Origin of the sequence: Clostridium sp. UBA4548 (assembly GCF_002387895.1) — a bacterium.
In the GTDB taxonomy this organism is placed as follows: domain Bacteria; phylum Bacillota; class Clostridia; order Clostridiales; family Clostridiaceae; genus Clostridium_J.
In genome coordinates, this window is sequence record NZ_DGLI01000048.1 from 235,362 (window position 1) to 253,838 (window position 18,477).

At 32.9% G+C, this 18,477-nt stretch carries 15 protein-coding genes and 1 riboswitch; of the genes, 10 read left to right on the forward strand and 5 right to left on the reverse strand.

What is annotated here, in order from left to right; all coding sequences use genetic code 11:
- The first annotated feature begins 42 nt into the window (after positions 1-42).
- The 3 genes from B3040_RS18625 to B3040_RS18635 all read left to right on the forward strand — a co-directional run bounded on the left by B3040_RS18625 (position 43) and on the right by B3040_RS18635 (position 4,826).
- Complete coding sequence (locus B3040_RS18625; protein WP_291576605.1) at positions 43-648, forward strand: TetR/AcrR family transcriptional regulator; 606 nt, start codon at positions 43-45, stop codon at positions 646-648.
- A gap of 117 nt (positions 649-765) precedes the next feature.
- The gene (locus B3040_RS18630; protein ID WP_291576607.1) at positions 766-1,470 is read left to right on the forward strand and encodes an ABC transporter ATP-binding protein; all 705 of its coding nucleotides are present in this window, start codon (positions 766-768) and stop codon (positions 1,468-1,470) included.
- Between the two features lie 2 nt (positions 1,471-1,472).
- A complete protein-coding gene (locus tag B3040_RS18635) occupies positions 1,473-4,826 on the forward strand; it encodes an FtsX-like permease family protein (protein WP_291576609.1) in 3,354 nt (1,117 codons plus the stop codon).
- 189 nt (positions 4,827-5,015) lie between these two features.
- Here B3040_RS18635 and B3040_RS18640 read toward each other — a convergent pair whose 3' ends face one another.
- Both B3040_RS18640 and B3040_RS18645 read right to left on the reverse strand, forming a co-directional pair.
- Positions 5,016-5,507, reverse strand: coding sequence for a hypothetical protein (locus B3040_RS18640; protein ID WP_291576612.1), 492 nt, complete (start codon positions 5,505-5,507; stop codon positions 5,016-5,018).
- A 12-nt stretch (positions 5,508-5,519) separates the two neighbouring features.
- Positions 5,520-6,866 carry a sialidase gene (locus tag B3040_RS18645; protein WP_291576614.1) on the reverse strand — a complete coding sequence of 449 codons (1,347 nt, stop codon included), beginning with the start codon at positions 6,864-6,866 and terminating at the stop codon, positions 5,520-5,522.
- A 174-nt stretch (positions 6,867-7,040) separates the two neighbouring features.
- On the opposite strand from B3040_RS18645, the gene B3040_RS18650 reads away from it, so the two are divergent.
- The 6 genes from B3040_RS18650 to B3040_RS18675 all read left to right on the forward strand — a co-directional run bounded on the left by B3040_RS18650 (position 7,041) and on the right by B3040_RS18675 (position 13,162).
- Entirely contained in the window at positions 7,041-7,784 is a 744-nt protein-coding gene (locus B3040_RS18650) for a VCBS repeat-containing protein (RefSeq protein ID WP_291576617.1), read from the forward strand.
- A gap of 81 nt (positions 7,785-7,865) precedes the next feature.
- Positions 7,866-8,312, forward strand: coding sequence for a hypothetical protein (locus tag B3040_RS18655; protein ID WP_291576619.1), 447 nt, complete (start codon positions 7,866-7,868; stop codon positions 8,310-8,312).
- Positions 8,313-8,724: 412 nt separating this feature from the next.
- Positions 8,725-9,828 (forward strand): PQQ-dependent sugar dehydrogenase, encoded by a 1,104-nt coding sequence (locus B3040_RS18660; RefSeq protein ID WP_349679186.1) that lies wholly within the window; start codon positions 8,725-8,727, stop codon positions 9,826-9,828.
- 266 nt (positions 9,829-10,094) lie between these two features.
- Positions 10,095-10,277, forward strand: a riboswitch (Lysine riboswitch).
- 505 nt (positions 10,278-10,782) lie between these two features.
- Complete coding sequence (locus tag B3040_RS18665; protein ID WP_291576621.1) at positions 10,783-11,373, forward strand: hypothetical protein; 591 nt, start codon at positions 10,783-10,785, stop codon at positions 11,371-11,373.
- Between the two features lie 73 nt (positions 11,374-11,446).
- Positions 11,447-12,049 carry a TVP38/TMEM64 family protein gene (locus B3040_RS18670; RefSeq protein ID WP_291576622.1) on the forward strand — a complete coding sequence of 201 codons (603 nt, stop codon included), beginning with the start codon at positions 11,447-11,449 and terminating at the stop codon, positions 12,047-12,049.
- 225 nt (positions 12,050-12,274) lie between these two features.
- A complete protein-coding gene (locus tag B3040_RS18675) occupies positions 12,275-13,162 on the forward strand; it encodes a GNAT family N-acetyltransferase (RefSeq protein ID WP_291576624.1) in 888 nt (295 codons plus the stop codon).
- 210 nt (positions 13,163-13,372) lie between these two features.
- Here B3040_RS18675 and B3040_RS18680 read toward each other — a convergent pair whose 3' ends face one another.
- The 3 genes from B3040_RS18680 to B3040_RS18690 all read right to left on the reverse strand — a co-directional run bounded on the left by B3040_RS18680 (position 13,373) and on the right by B3040_RS18690 (position 17,303).
- On the reverse strand, positions 13,373-14,809 hold the full coding sequence (locus B3040_RS18680) for a carbon starvation CstA family protein (protein WP_291576627.1): 1,437 nt from the start codon (positions 14,807-14,809) through the stop codon (positions 13,373-13,375).
- Positions 14,810-14,917: 108 nt separating this feature from the next.
- Entirely contained in the window at positions 14,918-15,622 is a 705-nt protein-coding gene (locus B3040_RS18685; protein WP_291576629.1) for a LytR/AlgR family response regulator transcription factor, read from the reverse strand.
- 4 nt (positions 15,623-15,626) lie between these two features.
- Positions 15,627-17,303 (reverse strand): sensor histidine kinase, encoded by a 1,677-nt coding sequence (locus B3040_RS18690; protein ID WP_291576631.1) that lies wholly within the window; start codon positions 17,301-17,303, stop codon positions 15,627-15,629.
- Between the two features lie 376 nt (positions 17,304-17,679).
- Here B3040_RS18690 and motA point away from each other — a divergent pair, with 376 nt between their 5' ends.
- Positions 17,680-18,465 (forward strand): flagellar motor stator protein MotA, encoded by a 786-nt coding sequence (motA, locus tag B3040_RS18695; RefSeq protein WP_291576633.1) that lies wholly within the window; start codon positions 17,680-17,682, stop codon positions 18,463-18,465.
- Positions 18,466-18,477: the final 12 nt, after the last annotated feature.

The following is an 18,477-nucleotide window of genomic DNA, read 5'->3' on the forward strand; positions in this document are numbered from 1 at the left end:
ATTAAATTCTTGTAAACTTTAAAAGAGAACGGAGGTTTTCTAATGCAGTATCAAAAGGATGAAGTGAGAAAAAGAATAATTGAGGAAGCTTTAAGTGAGTTTAATGAAAAAGGCTACGAAGGAACGTCCATAAGAAACATAGCTAAAAAATCTAATACGTCTGTTGGGAATTTATACAAATATTTTAAATCAAAAGAAGAGTTACATGAAAATATTGTAGGCTCAATTTACGAAAGATTTGTAGATTATATCAAGCAGTTCCATAGAGTGGAGCTTAACGAAAAAGCAGAAGTTATATTTTACAAATTAGCTGATGAGATAATGGAGATCTTTAATAAAAATAACGTTGAAATTTCTGTGCTTCTTAATGAGAGTAAAGGGACTAAATATGAAAATTGTAAAAATATTTTTGTAGACTTTATAACAAGAATTGTCACAGAAAAAATGCAATATGAATTATCTTTACAAGGTAAAAAGCTAGAGGATAATTTTATTATATATCTTATTTCTCAGAGTCTTGTTGAGAGCATTGCAATTATTGTTAAGAAATGTAGTGATGGTGCAGAGGTTAGGAAACTCACAATAAATTTAATCCATATCTTTTATACTGATCTTATAAATAAATTACAAACTGAAGATATAAAATAACAATAAGCTTCTCTATATAAACTGAGTAGTTAAAAACAGCAATTTAAAATAGAGAAGAATTTTTTTAGGGTAAAAGAGAACCAAGGTTCATGATACTGATGAAAGAGGGAGCATAAGATGAACAGTTATGTTGAATTTAAAAATGTGAAAAAGAGCTATGACATGGGTGAAGTAGTTATCAAGGCCGTTGATGATGTTTCATTTTCTATAGACAAAGGAGAATTTGTTGTGATTCTTGGTGCCAGTGGTGCAGGAAAGTCAACAATACTAAATCTTTTAGGTGGTATGGATTATGTATCTGAAGGAAGTATCCATGTGGATGGTAATGAGGTAAGCAAGTATGATAAAAAGCAACTTACAAGATATAGACGTGATGATATAGGCTTTGTCTTTCAATTTTATAATTTAGTTCAAAATCTTAATGCAGTAGAGAATGTGGAGCTAGCAGTTGAAATATGCAAAGATTCTATGGAGCCAGTGGAGGTTCTAAAAAGCGTGGGACTTGAACACAGACTTTACAACTTTCCTTCACAGCTTTCAGGTGGGGAACAGCAAAGGGTATCTATAGCAAGGGCAATTGCGAAAAATCCAAAATTATTGCTTTGTGATGAGCCTACAGGAGCACTAGATTATAGTACTGGAAAGGCAATATTAAAATTACTTGCAAGTACTGCAAAAGAATATAACATGACAGTTATTGTTATCACTCATAACTCTGCCATAGCTCCAATAGCTGATAGAGTTATCACTGTAAAAAGTGGAAAGATTGCTAGTGTTAAAAAGAATGAAAATCCAGTGTCCATAGAAAGTATAGAGTGGTAATTATGAAAAAATCTTTTTTTAGAAATTTAATTAGAGATATAAAAAAGACCCTTTCCAGATTCTTATCAATTGTTGTAATCATTGCAGTAGGGGTAGCTTTTTATGCAGGAGTTAGAGCTACAAGTCCATCTATGAAAATATCAGCGGATACTTACTTTAATAAGAATAACTTTATGGACTATAAGCTTATATCTACCCTAGGACTTACTGAGGACGATGTTGATGAAATCAAGAAAATAAGAGAGGTAACAGGGGTAGAAGGAGCCTACTCTGTGGATGCAGTAGTAGAAAAGGACCAACGACAATTAGTGCTGAATATTAATTCACTGCCTGAAGAGAATGCCATTAATCAAATTAGATTGTTAAAAGGTAGAAGAGCTGAAACAGATAATGAAGCTGTGGTAGAGCACAGGTTTTTAGAGAATTATAAACTTAATTTAGGGGATACAATAGTGCTTAAATCAGGAGATGATAGCAGTTTAGAAGATAGTTTGAAAAATACTGAATTTAAGATTGTTGGAACTGCACAATCTCCCCTATATGTTTCAGAGCAAAGACAGGCAAGTTCTGTGGGAAATGGTTCAGTAAAAGGATTTGTATATATTCTTCCGCAGGTTTTCAAAAGTGAAGTTTATACTGAAGTTTATGTTAGGGCTGACAAACCTCAATCCCAAACTAGTCTGTTACAAAATGAGAGTTATAATAGGTATAATGAAACTTTAGAAAAAGCCCTTGAGGATATTGGAGTATTAAGAAATGAAGTAAGGTATGCTCAGGTTATAAAAGAAGGAAATCAGAAGCTAAATGAAGCAGAAACAGAACTGAATGCTTCTAAAAAGGAAGCCGAAGAGAAGTTTGCAGAGGCTTATAGAAAATTAGATGATGCAAAGAGCAAAGTCTCAAAAGGAAAAGAAGAACTATTGAAGAATGAGGCCCTTTTTAATAAAAAGATGGCAGAGGGGAGAAAGCAAATTCAAGATGGAAAGAGCCAAATTAAAGCTGGTGAAAATGAGATAAACTCAAAGCGTAAGGAAATAGAAGCAGGAAAGCTTCAAATTGCTGTTGGTAAAAAGCAACTACAGGATAGTGAAACTAGCTTAATAGTAGGGAAACAACAGGCAGCTACTGAAATTTCTTCAGCAATGAAACAGGAGGTGGAAAAAGCAGAAGAACTAGCGGAAGCTAATCCAGGTAATCCTGTATATTCTTATAAGTTTAAGGCTATAAAGGAGCTTTATGATAAGAATATTAAGGGAAAAGATTTTGATAGCATGTACACCTCTTTAAAAAATGATAATCAATTAGGAAATTTAAAAACTTACTTTGATATGGAGGCTTTAAAAAACAACTTTGATAAAGGTGCTGCTGAAATAAGCTATGGAAGACAACAGTTAGTTATTAATGAGAATAATCTTCTACAGGGGGAAATGGAACTTAATCAAGGTGCTGCAGAGCTAGAGAAGAATAAAGAGAAAATTACAGCAGCAGAAGTAGAGCTTAACAAAGGGAAACAGGAAGGATTAGCAAAGCTTAACAGTGGACGAAAAGAACTTAAAGATGGGGAGAAGGAAATTGCTACAAATTTAGAAAAGTTAAAAGCTGAAGAAGAAAAGGCAAATGTGAAAATAAAGGACGGGGAGTCTGAAATCCAAAAAAACAGGGAAAAACTCAGTGATATCAAAAAACCTGACTGGTATGTGCTAGGAAGATCTAAAAATGCCGGATATGAAACCTACAGGCAGGATAGTGACAGAATTGACAGTATCGGGAAGGTGTTTCCTTTAATATTTTTCCTAGTTGCATCCCTGGTAAGCCTTACTACTATGACTAGAATGGTTCAGGAAAAGAGAACAGAGATAGGTACCTTTAAAGCTTTAGGATATTCCAGTACTGCTATAGTATCTCATTATCTTATTTACGCACTTTCAGCTAGTATCCTTGGAAGTATTCTCGGTGTTTTTGTTGGATTTAAATTATTCCCTTCACTAATAATGAATGCCTATGCTACTCGTTATGATATAGGTGAAATGGTAGTACCTTTTAACATAAATCTTGCTCTTCAGGCAGCGTTAATTGCAATATTATTTACAGCTGTGGCGGCAGTAGCCTCTGCTCTAGATGAGTTAAGAGAAGTGCCAGCCTCTTTAATGAGACCCAAACCACCTAAATCAGGTAAAACTATATTTCTTGAGAGAGTTAATTTTATATGGAAAAGAATGAACTTTACAAAGAAGGTTACTGCAAGAAATATTTTCAGATATAAACAAAGGCTGTTTATGACAGTAATAGGTATTGCTGCATGTGCTGGATTAATGATTACAGGCTTTGGTTTAAAAGAAGGAATAATTGGAGCTACAGAAGCTCAATTTAGCAGTATTTATAAATTTGATATGCAAGGAACTTTAAGTAAAAATGTAAATGAAGATGAAAAGGATAGTCTAAAAGAAAAAACTTTAAACATCTCCAATGTTACAGATGTTATGTTCAGTTATTCAAAAAATGCTTCAGTAGCTATGGAAGATAATAAAAGTCAGGATGCCTATGTGGTTGTGCCTGAAAGTAAAGAAGAACTTAATAGTTACATCAATTTAAATAAAAAGGATGAAGAATTAAAACTTCAGGATGAGGGTGTTGTTATAACTAAGAAGTTAGCTAAGCTTTTAAATAAAAAAGCTGGAGAAACCATTGAAATAACCCTGGAGGATAAAGTTTTCCAAGTTAAAATCTCTGCTGTAACAGAACATTATCTTCAACATTATATTTATTTCAGTCCTGGATATTATGAAAAACTAACAGAAGATAAAATAATGTATAACAGTTTTTATGGACTTCTTAAGGAAATATCTGAGGAAGCTGAGGATAATACTTTAAATGCTTTAAAGGACTTAGAGGACATTAATTCTGTGGAATTCAAAAGCAACGTTCATATTAACTTTACTAAAATGTCTTCTGCTATTAATTCTGTAATTCCAGTGTTAATAATATCTGCTGGTGTATTGGCTTTTGTTGTAATATACAACCTGACCAACATAAATATATCAGAGAGAAAAAGAGAGCTTGCAACGATAAAGCTTTTAGGTTTCTTTAATCATGAACTAGCAGCTTATATATATAGGGAAAACATGATACTAACGGTGCTAGGAAGCCTAGCAGGAATACCTATGGGAATGTTTTTTAATAAGTTTATAATAGGTACTGCTGAAACTAATGATATATTATTCTTGCAAAAGATTCATCCAATTTACTACCTAATTTCAATTATACTTACACTTTTGTTTTCGGTAATTGTAAACTTAGCTATGTATAATAGGTTTGATAAAATAGACATGATAGAATCACTTAAGAGTGCCGAGTAAGCCGACACTACAAAAATGGTATGAACTTCAATTTGAAGTACATACCATTTTTATTTAAAGTAAGCTTTTTAAAAGAGTATAGTGAGAAATCTCTTAAGCTTCAAGAAAAGTACAATTAAGAGGAACTGCTCAAAGCGAATTTTAAGCATTGTGACGCAGTTCCTTTATTCTTACATTGAATTCTACTAATTAGCACAAAACAACAATTTCATAAGGGGTAGTTTGAGCAGGTATGCTTTTGGTTGATGGACCATAAATAACAATTAGGTTTCTTGCAGCAGGATTTCTATTAAAGGGCTGGCCATTTGGAAGTAACATCTCAGTATCTCTACTGATTCTTAATTTCAAGCTTCCATCACTGCTGACTAAATCCTCATCAAAATAGTCCACTTTCACATTCGCCTCATCTGTGTTCTTAACCATAATGAGGGCCCTATATTGGGGAGGATATATAAGAGGTACAGGTGCATTCACATCATAGTAGCCTGTTACTTCATCTCCAATAGCTACAACTTCATTATTTACAAAGTAAGTAGTAGGAGCAACTATAAAGTTTACTATGGATCCATCTTCATCTTCAATTTCCATCAACTTATAGCAACCTGAGGTTTCTTCATCTTGCCCTTGTCTAAGATCACTAATCCTTTTTATAATTCCAGAAAAGCCTTTAAAACTTACCATTTTTAATACCTCCTAATCTCTCCAAATATGCCACATAGCATTATTTGTACCTTTTACAAATACATCCGTTCTATTAGGGCCCCAAGATACTGCGCCAGGTTCGGAGGTTAGGGTTCCACCAATAGTTTGCCAGTCACTCCATCTAGAGCCGTTCCAAGTTTTAGTTATAAGTTCATTATTTCTTCCTTTGGCAAAAACTTCAAGTCTATTGTTGCCCCTAGAAGAAACAGCAGGAGCTGAGGTTATATTTCCACCAAGGTCTTCCCAATCACTCCAACGAGTACCATCCCACCATTTATGGTATAGACGGTTTCCTTGTCCCTGAACAAATACATCAATTCTATTATTGCCCCAGGAAACAGCCGCAGGAGCTGAGGTTAGGTTTCCACCAAGGTTTTCCCAGTTGCTCCAGCGAGTACCATCCCACCACTTATGGTAGAGGGCATTATCAGTACCGCGAACAAAGGTATCAATTCTGTTTGTACCCCAAGAAGCAGCAGCAGGGCTTGAGGCTAAAACTCCACCAAGGTTTTCCCATTCACTCCAACGAGAGCCGTCCCACCACTTATGGTACATAGCATTATCAGTACCACGAACAAAGGTATCAATTCTATTATTACCCCAAGAAACAGCACCAGGGCTTGAAGTTAAAACTCCACCAAGATTTTCCCAATTACTCCAACGAGAGCCATCCCACCACTTATGATACATAGCATTATCAGTACCACGAACAAAGGTGTCAATTCTATTAGGTCCCCAAGAAGCTGCGGCAGGACCGGAAGCTAAAACTCCACCAAGATCCTCCCATTGACTCCAACCACCCCCAGGAATTGGAGGTGGAGTTGGCGGTGGAACAGGAACTGTGGCACTGTTTCTAAGGGTAAATTCAATTACATCTCTAAAGGTGCTGTTAACTACATTGTTAGGCACGCCTCTTCGTCTAAGAGCGGCAAAAATATTGCCATATTGCCTTCTGAAATTATTAAAAATCACATTTGTTTTTCGATTTATATTACCTGAAACTTTTGAGGCGTTGTCTAAAGTGTAATTAATACAAGTTCTAAAGTATTCATCTACCTCACGTCTTGGTACTCCATATCTGGTAAAATTTCTAAATAATTCAGGTTGCTGCTGATTAAGTAAGTCTAAGATTCTATTTACTTCTCTTTGAGGAGCTCTATAGTTCCAGTTGAAATCTTCAAGCTCAAAGTATTCTCCATAGTTATCGACGTAGTCATAATCGTCATAGCCATCTATGAAGTCATTATGGTAGCCATACTTTCTCATTTGTGAATTGAAAAAGGGGCAGGTAGTTTGCTTAGTGCAATAAGGACAGTGGCAAAACTCATTATTATACATCTAAGTTCTCCTTATATTCTTGCTTTGGTTATAAACCTTACCACTATAGTATATGATTGAAATTCAACACTGACACAAATTTAGTAAGTAAGATGAAGGAGCTTATTAATAAGTAGCAGGATTTTTACTTTCATCATAATATATGATGAAAGCCTTTAATAACAAGGAGAGTATATGTATAACAGCTATAATAGAAATAAAATAATAAAGCCAAGGGTTGTTTTTCGTGCAGTAGGAGATGTAAATGGGGATAAAATTCCAGATAGGGTATTTTTAACTGGAGTGTATACTGCTGAAAGCCCCTTTGTGGATCAAATTACACTTGCAGTAAAGGATGGGAAAACAGGAAAAGTTTATAGGGTGCCTCTAAGTGAAAATTCAGGTTATAATCCTCGGATATTTATAGGGGATTTTAATGGAGATAATGTAGAGGATATTTTAATTAGCATAGATTCTGGGGGTAGTGGTGGAATAATGTATCATTATATTTATTCCTTTGTTGATGATATTCCTGAATTAATCTTTGATTTCAATCAATATAATGAAGAGTACCAATACCAAATTAACTATGAGAATAACTTTAAAGTTGAAGCTTTAAGTGAGATAAACAACGAGAAATATATTTTAGACATATCTCTTAGGGAGGAAGATTATTTAAGTGAAATATATGATAGTAACGGAAGATTAAAGGAGCCTATAGAGGGGTTTGTAAACCCATTAAGTGGGTTATATCCTGTGGATTTTGACTCCGATGGAGTATATGAACTATTAGCTTATCAAAAGATAGCTGGAAGGTATAATGCAGATTCCTTAGGATATTTTTTAAACACCTTAAAATGGGAAGAGGAAGGTTTTGTTTTAGACAATCAAAATATAGCTATATGGGGAACTGAAGTGGAAAATAATACAAGGTGGTAGTTTTTGTAAAACTCATGGATTAATATGACACCATTAACTATATTAGAGAATATTATGGTAATTGAAAGGAGTTGATTAATTATGAGTTCAGTAAAAAATCATTATAGCAGGGATCTACAGGCTTTACATGATAAGTGCCAAAGGAATATGTTCTTTCATATTGTTTTGAAATTAAAGGATGGAAGTGTCATTGATGGAATAATAGAAAAGGTAGAACCAGAGCGAATTATCATACTGGTTGGAGAAGATGTAATGGAGGAAGATGAAAACAGAGAAGACAGGCAAATTTTTGGAGGGGGAAGACCTAGAAGGAGATTTAGACGTTTTAGACGCAGAGGAATCCCTATTGGCGCTTTAGCAGCCTTATCTTTATTGCAGTACCCATACCCACCATATCATAATTATTACTACCCTCAGTATGGGAATTATGATTACGACTATGATGATGATCATGACCATGAACATGATGATTACGACGATAATGATAAACACCATCACTATTATGGACCATATGACTCTTATTATTAAAAGTACTTAATAGCATGTGAAGAAGGAGGAAAGTGCTGATTTATAAAATTTATTAGTTTATACAATTATATGTCAACAAAAATACAGTTAATCAATCTTTAAAAAATCATAATCCCTTCTAAGTATTCACAGAAATATTTTCAGTAAGTATTAGATTAAATCATGCATTATATATAAGTACATCCTTGTGACTAAAGCCCACAATGATGTACTTTTTTATTGGTTTTCTTCAAAGAGGTCTTCTACTCAACTTATAAAAGCTTTATCTAGATCCTTTGAATATTTTTCAAAGCTTTATTAAGGAAAAGGATATGAGTAATTGTAAGGCTATAAGAGTAAATTTGCACTAAAACAAATCATTAATAATATAATGGAGTAGGTATTAAGAATTTTACGTTTAGAGGAGGTTAATGTGAATAAATTAATTTATAAGGTTTTAAGAAAAATGAAAAGAGGGTTTCGTGGTACAGTAAGAACCTTAGGGAAAGCATTATTACCAAGGCAGATGCCTTATGAAATCAATGTTATTGCTGAAAACTTATTTGTACCTTGGGCTATAGACATAAGTAGTGAGGGGAAAATATATTTTACTGAGAGGTCTGGAACTATTAGGGTTATTGAAAATGGTAAGGTTAATTCTGAACCTATTATTACCTTTGAACCACCCTTTGTTAGCCGTGGTGAAGGTGGACTTCTAGGAATTGCTTTAGATCCAAATTTTATACAAAACCATTATATATATGCAATGCATACCTACTCTGAGGATAATAGGCTCTTTAATAGAGTAGTAAGATTAATAGAAAAAAACAACAAAGCCTCTGTGGATAAAGTTATTATAGATAAAATCCCAGGAGGGCAAGTGCATAATGGAGGAAGAATAAAGATAGGGCCAGATAAAAAACTTTATATAGCAACTGGAGATGGAGGAACCCCATCTTTAGCACAAAATCCAACAAGTACTGCAGGAAAAATACTAAGAATAGAATTAGATGGTAGTATTCCTAAGGATAACCCAATACCCAACTCACCAGTTTATAGTCTGGGATTTAGAAATCCTCAGGGACTAACATGGAATTCAACAAATATTTTATATGGAACAGATCATGGAGAAGTAGCTCAGGATGAAGTGAATATTATTGAGTCAGGGGCAAATTACGGGTGGCCCATTGTTCAAGGAAATCAGGCTTCTAGTGAAGTTGCATCTAAAAAACCTTTAGTACAAAGTGGAGGAGAAACTTGGGCACCTGCTGGAATTTCCTTTATAAATATAGGACCGTGGCAAGGAAAATTAGTAGTGGGCAATTTAAGAGGTAGTCAACTACTTGTAATTTCTTTAGGAGAAGATGGAAGGACTGTTGCAAATCAAGAATTTTTTTTAAAAAATGAGTTTGGTCGTATCCGTGATGTTATTCAAGGAAGTGATGGGTCAATTTATTTTACCACTAGCAATAGAGATGGCAGAGGAAATCCTACTTCAAAGGATGATAGAATTATTCAACTTACCCCTAAAGGGTAGGAACTAAAATATTAATTTGAAAGCTAAAACTAGAGGAGTGTTTATGCATAGAAATTAATATTTATACATGATATACAATTTGCAAAATAACTATCAAAGAAGAAAAGATTAAGTTATTCAATGTTTTACAAGGTTTAAAGAAAAGATTTTCAAAAATAACAGATAAGATAAATGAATATAATTTATAAAAAGTGCATAATAATTGTTGACACATTCACTTTAGTGTAGTAAACTGTGAATATAATTTAATAAGATCTCACTTTCATAAGTGAGGTAGAGGCGTGATATTTAACAGTCCCTATAGGAGCTTGAGGAAGCAAAGATTCTAGGGAGAAGGAAATGTTGCCGAAGCTTGTAATATCCTCAGTATTACTTGCTGGGTCTGCAGTTAAGAACTGCAGGACTGTCTCAATAGACGTCCCGGTTTATTGAGTTGTGCTATCTCATTTGGGAAGAGAGTGGGAATTAGGGTCAACTTAAGCATGTGACGACCTAAGTTTACCTTAGGTCTTTTTGTGTTTTTAATACCAAAAGATGAGATAGTGCCATCCTGAATGAAGGGGTGGCATTTTTGTTTTTATAATTTTAGTAGAATTTCTATCATGGGTATATAAGTTGAAAGTTTATACTCTTCAACTTTAGAAGCTTCAAGGAAGCCAAGGTAGTTAAAAAACAAGTAAAACTTTAAAACTAGCTTCCACATGAAGAGTTCCAAGGAAACATAAGACTATAGTAAAAAATAATCACAAAAATATTGAGAAACTTGCACTCAAACTGAAAGGTCTGAGTGTTTTTGGGTTAAACAGTAAAATTCTATGAAAAAGTGAATTTAAAGGTTATATTTTACAAATCTTAAGAAGTTCTTAAGATTTATATAAACAATATTTTAAGATTTCCTTGCTATTATTATGTTATAGAGAGTGCAGTAAGTTGCTAATCTGGAGGTAATAGTAAATGGAAAAACATTATTTATATATAGTTCTTACGAGAACTAATACAACAGTTTCAAGGCTTATTGGGTTATTCACCAATGATGAATATACTCATGCAGCAATTTCTTTAGATAAAGAATTAAGTAGAATGTATAGTTTTGCAAGAAAATATACATTTAATCCTTTTATCGGAAGGTTTAAACAGGAAGATTTAAATCAAGGGTTATACAAATTTAGCAATACTTTACCAGGTACCATAATAGAGGTTGAAGTTTCAAAAGAACAATATGAGAAAGCTGAGGAATTGATAAATAATTTTATAGATAATAGCAATAGCTATAAATATAACTATAAAGGACTTATACATAACCTACTAAATAAAGAAGTATGCTACCAAGATAGGTTTTTATGTTCAGAGTTTGTATATTATATTTTAAACAACAGTGGGGTTTTGGATTTTAATATGTCAAGAAACCTTGTTAGGCCTGAAACCTTGCTTCAAGCAAAGGGTGAGATAACTTATAAGGGAAATCTTAAAGAGATAAAATCAATTAGTAATAACTATGAGATGGAAGAAATAAAGTTTATGGAGTTGAAGGCGATTTATGAATAAGCATAGAGAAAAAATCAAATTATGTTTATGCTTATTTCTGACTATAGGGTTATTATTAGGCATATTCTTTTACATGAAGTCAAAAGGGATTTTTAGCACAATTAATTCAGTAGAAACCTTTAAAGCCTATATTCAGAGTTATGGTGATAAGGCTTATGGAATGTTTTTCTTCATTCAATTTATGTCTGTTATAATTGCACCAATACCTAGCAATATTAGTGCTGTGGTGGGGGGGAATGTATTTGGGTTGTGGCAATCCTTTTTCATTAGTTTGTTAGCTATTATAAGTGGTTCAGTAGTAGTATTTATTCTTGCAAGAAAACTTGGAAGACCTTTTACTGAGAAATTTGTTAGTCCTAAAATTTCAGAAAAATATGAGAAGCTTATTTCTTCAAAAAAGGGGGAGCTGTTAGTTGGAATATTGTTCTTACTACCCTTTTTACCAGATGATGCTATAGGCTTCTTGGTGGGGCTTAGTACAATGAGATTAGGTAGATACTTTATGATAATGATATTAACTAGGCCTTGGGAAATACTAGCTGCATCTGCATTGGGATCTTCAAATATTATAATGCCCTGGTGGGGCTGGGGTATTATTGCTATATTAGTTCTTTATGTAGTAAAGAATGGTAGTAAACTAGAAAACAAATTTGTTAGTGCATTTAAGGAAGGTTAATTATCAGCTTAAGACCATTATTCTTTATTTTAACTAAGAGTAGATATTATTGGGAACCTATATTTATTCATGAGGAACATAAATATAGGTTTCATATGGAAGTAGGTCCCCCACTCACTATAAACTGTAGACATAAGATAAAAAATCTATTTCAAGTAATAGAGAATTATGGTAAAATGGACAAAATAACAGGGGTTAATTAAAATGATATTGGGGGTTAGGAATGTGGAAAATATAAATAATTTTAATATAAAGATTAAAGGAAAATTAAACTTAGAGGACTATAAGGAGATAAATAAGCTTCAAAGTCTTTGTCATGAAGTAGATAAAGTTTCTTTAAAATTAGAACTTGATTATAAATTAAGTAGAAGTGAGGTTGAAGGGAAAAATATAGGTGACCTCAATGAATTCTTATACTATTATGAAAACATGTTAGTAGGTTATATTGGCATCTGTGAGTTTGGTGGGGCTGCTATGGAAATCAATGGAATGGTGCACCCAGACTTTAGGAGAAGAGGGATATTCAAGAAGTTATTTTCACTGGTTAAAGATGAAGGTGGTAAGAGAAACCCCAAAAAAATACTTTTACTTAGTGATAATAATTCTATTTCAGGGCTTGAATTTATTAAGAGTACAGGTGCAGAGCACCATCACTCAGAGTATGAGATGTTTTTAAGACGCAATAGTGAAACAAATTCTTCAGATAATAATGTAGTTTTAAGAAGCGCTACTAACGAAGATGGAAGAGAAATTGCATGGCAAAACTCTATATATTTCAATGAAGAATTTAAGGAAGAAAACATTCCAATGCCTGAAGAAGAAGAAAAGTGTGGAATACTCATGTTCATAGCTGAAGTTGATAATAAGGTAATAGGGAAAGTTAACATAGAAATAAGAGAAGGTGTAGGCGGAATTTATGGATTAGGAGTAATTCCAGAGTATCGAGGAAGAGGCTATGGAAGAGAAATATTAACTAAAGCTGTGAAAATAATGCAAGAAAAGGGTGCAAAAGATATAATGCTTCAAGTGGAAGCAAAAAATAAGAATGCACTAAATCTTTATAAGTCTTGTGGATTTGAGGAAACTTATACTATGGATTATTATAAACTATAGAACTCAAAGATAAAAACTCCTAGAAGATTAGGGTTATACAAGAATATAAAAATTTCAAAAACCAAGGCCAGGAGTTATTTAGTTACAACTTAAATTCATTCATAGATAGTGATAAATATAAAAGAGTAAATAAAGAGCTTCTAAGTAAATGTATTACATTTGTCTTAGAAGCTCTTTATTTGAGTTACAATTTTATATTAAGTTAAACTATTATGCTTCAAGCTTTTCATTTACTTGAGAGCTTTGCACTTTCTTTTTTGCAGCCATTAGGAACAGCACAAGGGCACCAATTGCAGCTAGTATTCCAACAGGATAAGCTATTGAAGAAGAAAGCTTAAACCCTTCAGGAGCCACAAGGATATAGGTTATAGAAACACCAGTCATGAATACTGCTGGCAATGTAGCTATCCAATGGATTTGCTTTCTTAAAGCTAAGTACATAGCTGAAGCCCAAAGTACAATCATTGCTAAGGTTTGATTAGACCATGCAAAGTATCTCCAAAGAATATTAAAGTCAATTCTTGTTAAAATGAAACCAATGATAAATAATGGAATAGTTATTATAAGTCTGTTTTTCATTGGTCCTTGTTTGAAGTTTAAAAAGTCTGCAATAGTAAGTCTTGCACTTCTAAAAGCTGTGTCTCCAGAAGTTACAGGGCAAGCTATTACACCAAGTATTGCAAGAGCTCCTCCAAATTTACCAAGTAGAGTTGTAGAAATTGTACTTACAACCCAACCTTGTCCACCGTTAGCAGTCATTTGTGCATTTAATTCTCCAGTGCTACCAAAGAAGGCTATTGCAGCAGCTGCCCAGATAAGAGCAACTATACCTTCAGCAATCATAGAACCATAGAATATTGCTCTACCTTGTTTTTCAGAAGTTATACATCTTGCCATCATAGGAGATTGTGTTGAGTGGAAGCCAGAGATAGCTCCACAAGCTATAGATATAAACATTAATGGCCAAATAGGTAGTTGTTTTGGGTGAAGGTTTGCTAATGTAATCTCAGGAATTTTATAGCCACCAAAGATTATGCCTCCTGATACCCCTAACGCCATAACTAAAAGGCAAATACCGAAGATTGGATAAATTTTTCCAATAAGCTTATCTATTGGAAGTAAAGTAGCTAAAATATAATAAGCGAAGATTACATAAACCCAAAACTTAGCATCAAGCTTTTCAGGTGTAAGTATAGCTAGAAGATTAGCTGGAGTTGTTATGAAAACTACACCTACAAGTATAAGAACTATAACTGAAAAACCTCTCATGAAGTTTTTAAAACCAGGTCCTAAATATTTTCCTACAACCTCAGGTATACTAGCACCATCATGTCTTACTGATAACATTCCAGATAAGTAGTCGTGCACTCCCCCTGCAAATATAGAACCAAGGACTATCCATAGAAAGGCAACAGGTCCCCATAACGCACCGGCAATAGCACCAAAGATTGGACCTGTCCCAGCAATGTTTAGGAATTGAATTAAGAAAATCTTCCAACCAGGCATTTTAACAAAATCTACACCATCTTCAAGTCTTACAGCTGGTGTTTGAATTTTTTCATCTGCGCCAAAAGCTTTTTCAACGATTTTACTGTATACAAAATAACCTACAATTAAGGCAACAATAGAAAGAAGAAAAGATATCATTGATAAATCCCCCCTGTATAATAGTATTTTATACATATATTATAAAATACATGTATATGTTTACATGGGAAAAATCTTTAAATAACAAAAAGAGCACATAAAATACATTTATATGCCCATGATTTGCTTAAACTTTGAAAGGTTATGCCTGCTAACAGGAATTTCTTCTTCCACGTCTTGGAGCTTTAATAAATATGTGTTATTAAACCAGGGAATTATTTCTTTTATCTTATCTAAATTTACAATGTAAGAACGATGGCATTTGAAAAAATTGTTTTGAGGAAGTTTTTTGTGAAAATCACTAATACTAGAATTAGTTTTAAATTCCTCTTCCTTGGTATAAATCAAAACCTCATGCTCATTGGCTCTACAATAGCATATTTCACTCATATTTAAAACAACTAATTTTTCATTTTTCCATAGAGTAATTCTATCATTATTACATTTGGTGATAGTATTATAGTTTTCCAGCTTTTTTAAAGTATCAACTATCCTATCCTCAGAATAAGGCTTTAATATGTAATCAAAGGCTGAAACTTCAAAAGCTTCAAGAGCATGCTCCCTATAAGCACTTATAAATACAATAATAGGATTATCTTTTAACGTGTTTATCACCCTGCTAAAGGTCATACCATCCAATTTAGGCATACTTATATCCAAGAAAATTACATCTACAGCATTATTTTGAACATATTCAAGAGCTTTTATGCTATCATCAAATTTATCAAGTATTTTAATTGAGCTAAAATTAGTAACAAAGTAACTTAACTCCTCTATGGCAGGAATTTCATCATCTATGATAATACAGTTCATAAATTTAGCCACCTTTCTCCTTTTCATTAAGTATAAAGCTTATTTTTGTACCCACACTAAGTCTTTCAATATTAAGTCCATTACCATATATATATTTAAGTCTATTGTTAACATTAGACATACCAATTTTGTTTTCCTTAGAAGTACCATTATATATGTTGTCAATTATATGTTGGGAAATTCCAACACCATCATCTTCTATTATAACGAGAACTTCATTTGAATTATAATTTTTCACAATGATTTTTACATTACCTGATCCAGAACCCTCTAAAATCCCATGCTTAATAGAGTTTTCTACCAAGGGTTGAATAACAAGTGATGGAATTTTAATATTTATATTTTCATCAACATCATAAGATACCTTTAATTTATCTCCAAAACGAGCTTTTTCTATTTCAACATAAGCTTTAACTTGTTCAAGTTCTTTGCTTATATCCACAAAGGTACTAGTGTTTTCAATGTTATATCTTAAATAGTTAGAAAGGTTTACTATAAGCTCTCTTGCTTTATTTGGATTAAATCTTAAAAAAGATACAATAGTATTTAAGGCATTAAAGAGAAAATGTGGATTGATTTGAGCTTGAAGAGCCTTTATTTCTGCCTTTGTAGCCATATCTTCAAGTCTCCCCAACTTACTAATTTCAAGTTGGGTGGAAATTAATTGAGATAACCCAACTGCCAGTTTTTCTGTGGTATAAGAAACACCATTTTCTATTGGGTAGTACAATTTTAAGGTTCCAATGACCTCTTGGTTTTCTTTAAGAGGGACAAGTATTGCAGATTTTAAAGGGCAGCTTCCGCAAAAGCATTGTATTTCTTCTGCAGAGTTTAAAATACTCATAGAACCATTATCAATTACCTGTTTTGTAGCTGTGGTTTGTATAGGGCTTCCTACAACATGATGATCTGATCCTAGGCCAGTATGAGCAAGAACTGTATTCCTATCAGTAATTGAAACTGCGGCAGCCCCAGTAGACTCTTTTATTATAGAGCAAATCTTAACTAAAGAATCATTGGTTACATCCCTAAAGTAGGGGAGCGTTTTATTAGCTATTTCTAGGGCTAGTTGAGCCTGAGATGCAGCTATTTGATCTTTTTCATTAAAGATTCTTTCTATAAGTAGTATAAGAATACTTATACCTAAAGCATTGGTAAAGGTCATAGGAAAGTAGATACTTTTTACTATAGAAACTGCACTGGTATAGGGCTTAGAGATAAGTAAAATAAGAAGCATTTCAATGCTTTCCATTACTAATCCACCAATGAATCCATAGAACCATTTGTTGTGCCCTGTACCTTTTTTGTACAGAATAGCAGAAATAAATCCAGCAATAATTGTGGCTATAGCGCAAGGAATAGAAGTTATTCCACCAATATCATAGGTAAATCTATGAATTCCAGCAAGAGTGCCAGCTACAATTCCAACAAAGGGACCGCAAAGAATTCCACCAGCCATTACTCCAATTATTCTGGTATTAGCTATGGCGCCGTTTACATCTGTACCAGAATAGGTTCCAATTATGCCAAAAATAGCAAAGGCTAAAGCAAGTATGGTAAGTTCTCTCTTTCTAAATTTGTCTCTTTGTATTATTTTTTTTACTATAGATATATTTGAAATAGTGAAAGCTAGTATTACAACATAACCTAAATTGTTTATAAGATTTCTAAATAAATTCATATAAATTACCTCTAGTTTTCAATTTAATATTTGTCCTTTAAAGTTTAACTATAACTTTAAAATAATACTGGTATTATAGATAGTTTATCACAAATTGCATATAATTTATAAATTTATAGCAAAGCAATCAAGTTAATTAATTATAACAAAAGTCAGGATTTAGAACTTTTTTGGCATGGATTAAATTTGCAAGAAAAATCTCTCAATTTTTACTAATGATACTAAGAAAAAAAATTTGATAAAGTTATTTTTTTATTTATATTATATGATATAATACTTCCATGAAAAAAATGTATAATTTGGTCGAAACATGTTTATAAATTACATTTATTTACTTTGAATTTTAACATATACGAAAGATATGAGGGGATGTAAAATGGATATTTTTTTGATTATTGGTGTTATTACAGGTCTTTTTGCAATAATAGTAGGTATGATTGTAAAGGGAGCAGATGTTACTGTACTTCTAAATCCAGCTGCGGCTATAATAATTCTAATTGGTACCATTGCAGCAGTAATGAACTCTTTTCCTAAGGAGGAATTTCTTAAAATTCCTAAAATACTAGGAGTTCTTTTTGGAAATAAGCAAAAAGAAAGGCCGGTAGCCATTGTAGAACAAATTATAGAAATGGCGCAAAGCACAAGAAAGAATGGGTTATTAAGTCTTGAAAATACTATTCAAGGACTAGAGAATAAATTTATGAAAAAAGGACTTGAGATGGTAGTTGACGGTGCAGACCCTGAATTTATCAACGAAGTTTTAACTATTGATATTGATGAGACTGAAGAAAGACACCGTGCTGGAGCTTCAATTTTTACAACTGCAGGAGGATCAGCTCCGACCCTGGGAGTTTTAGGAGCTGTTATTGGATTAATTGGAGCTCTTGGAAACCTAAATGATACAGAAAAACTTGGTCATATGATAGCTGCTGCCTTTGTGGCAACTCTATATGGAATTTTCTTTGGATACGTAATTTTCCATCCTTTTGCAACTAGATTAAAACGAAAATCCCATGAGGAAATAACTAATATGCGTATCATGTTAGAAGGTATTCTATCAATTCAGGAAGGGAAAAATCCAAAAAGCATAGAAAAAAAACTATTAGGTATGTTAGCGCCAAAGGATAGAGTAAGTTTTGAAAAAAACAATAAGGATATTTAAAGGAGATTTATC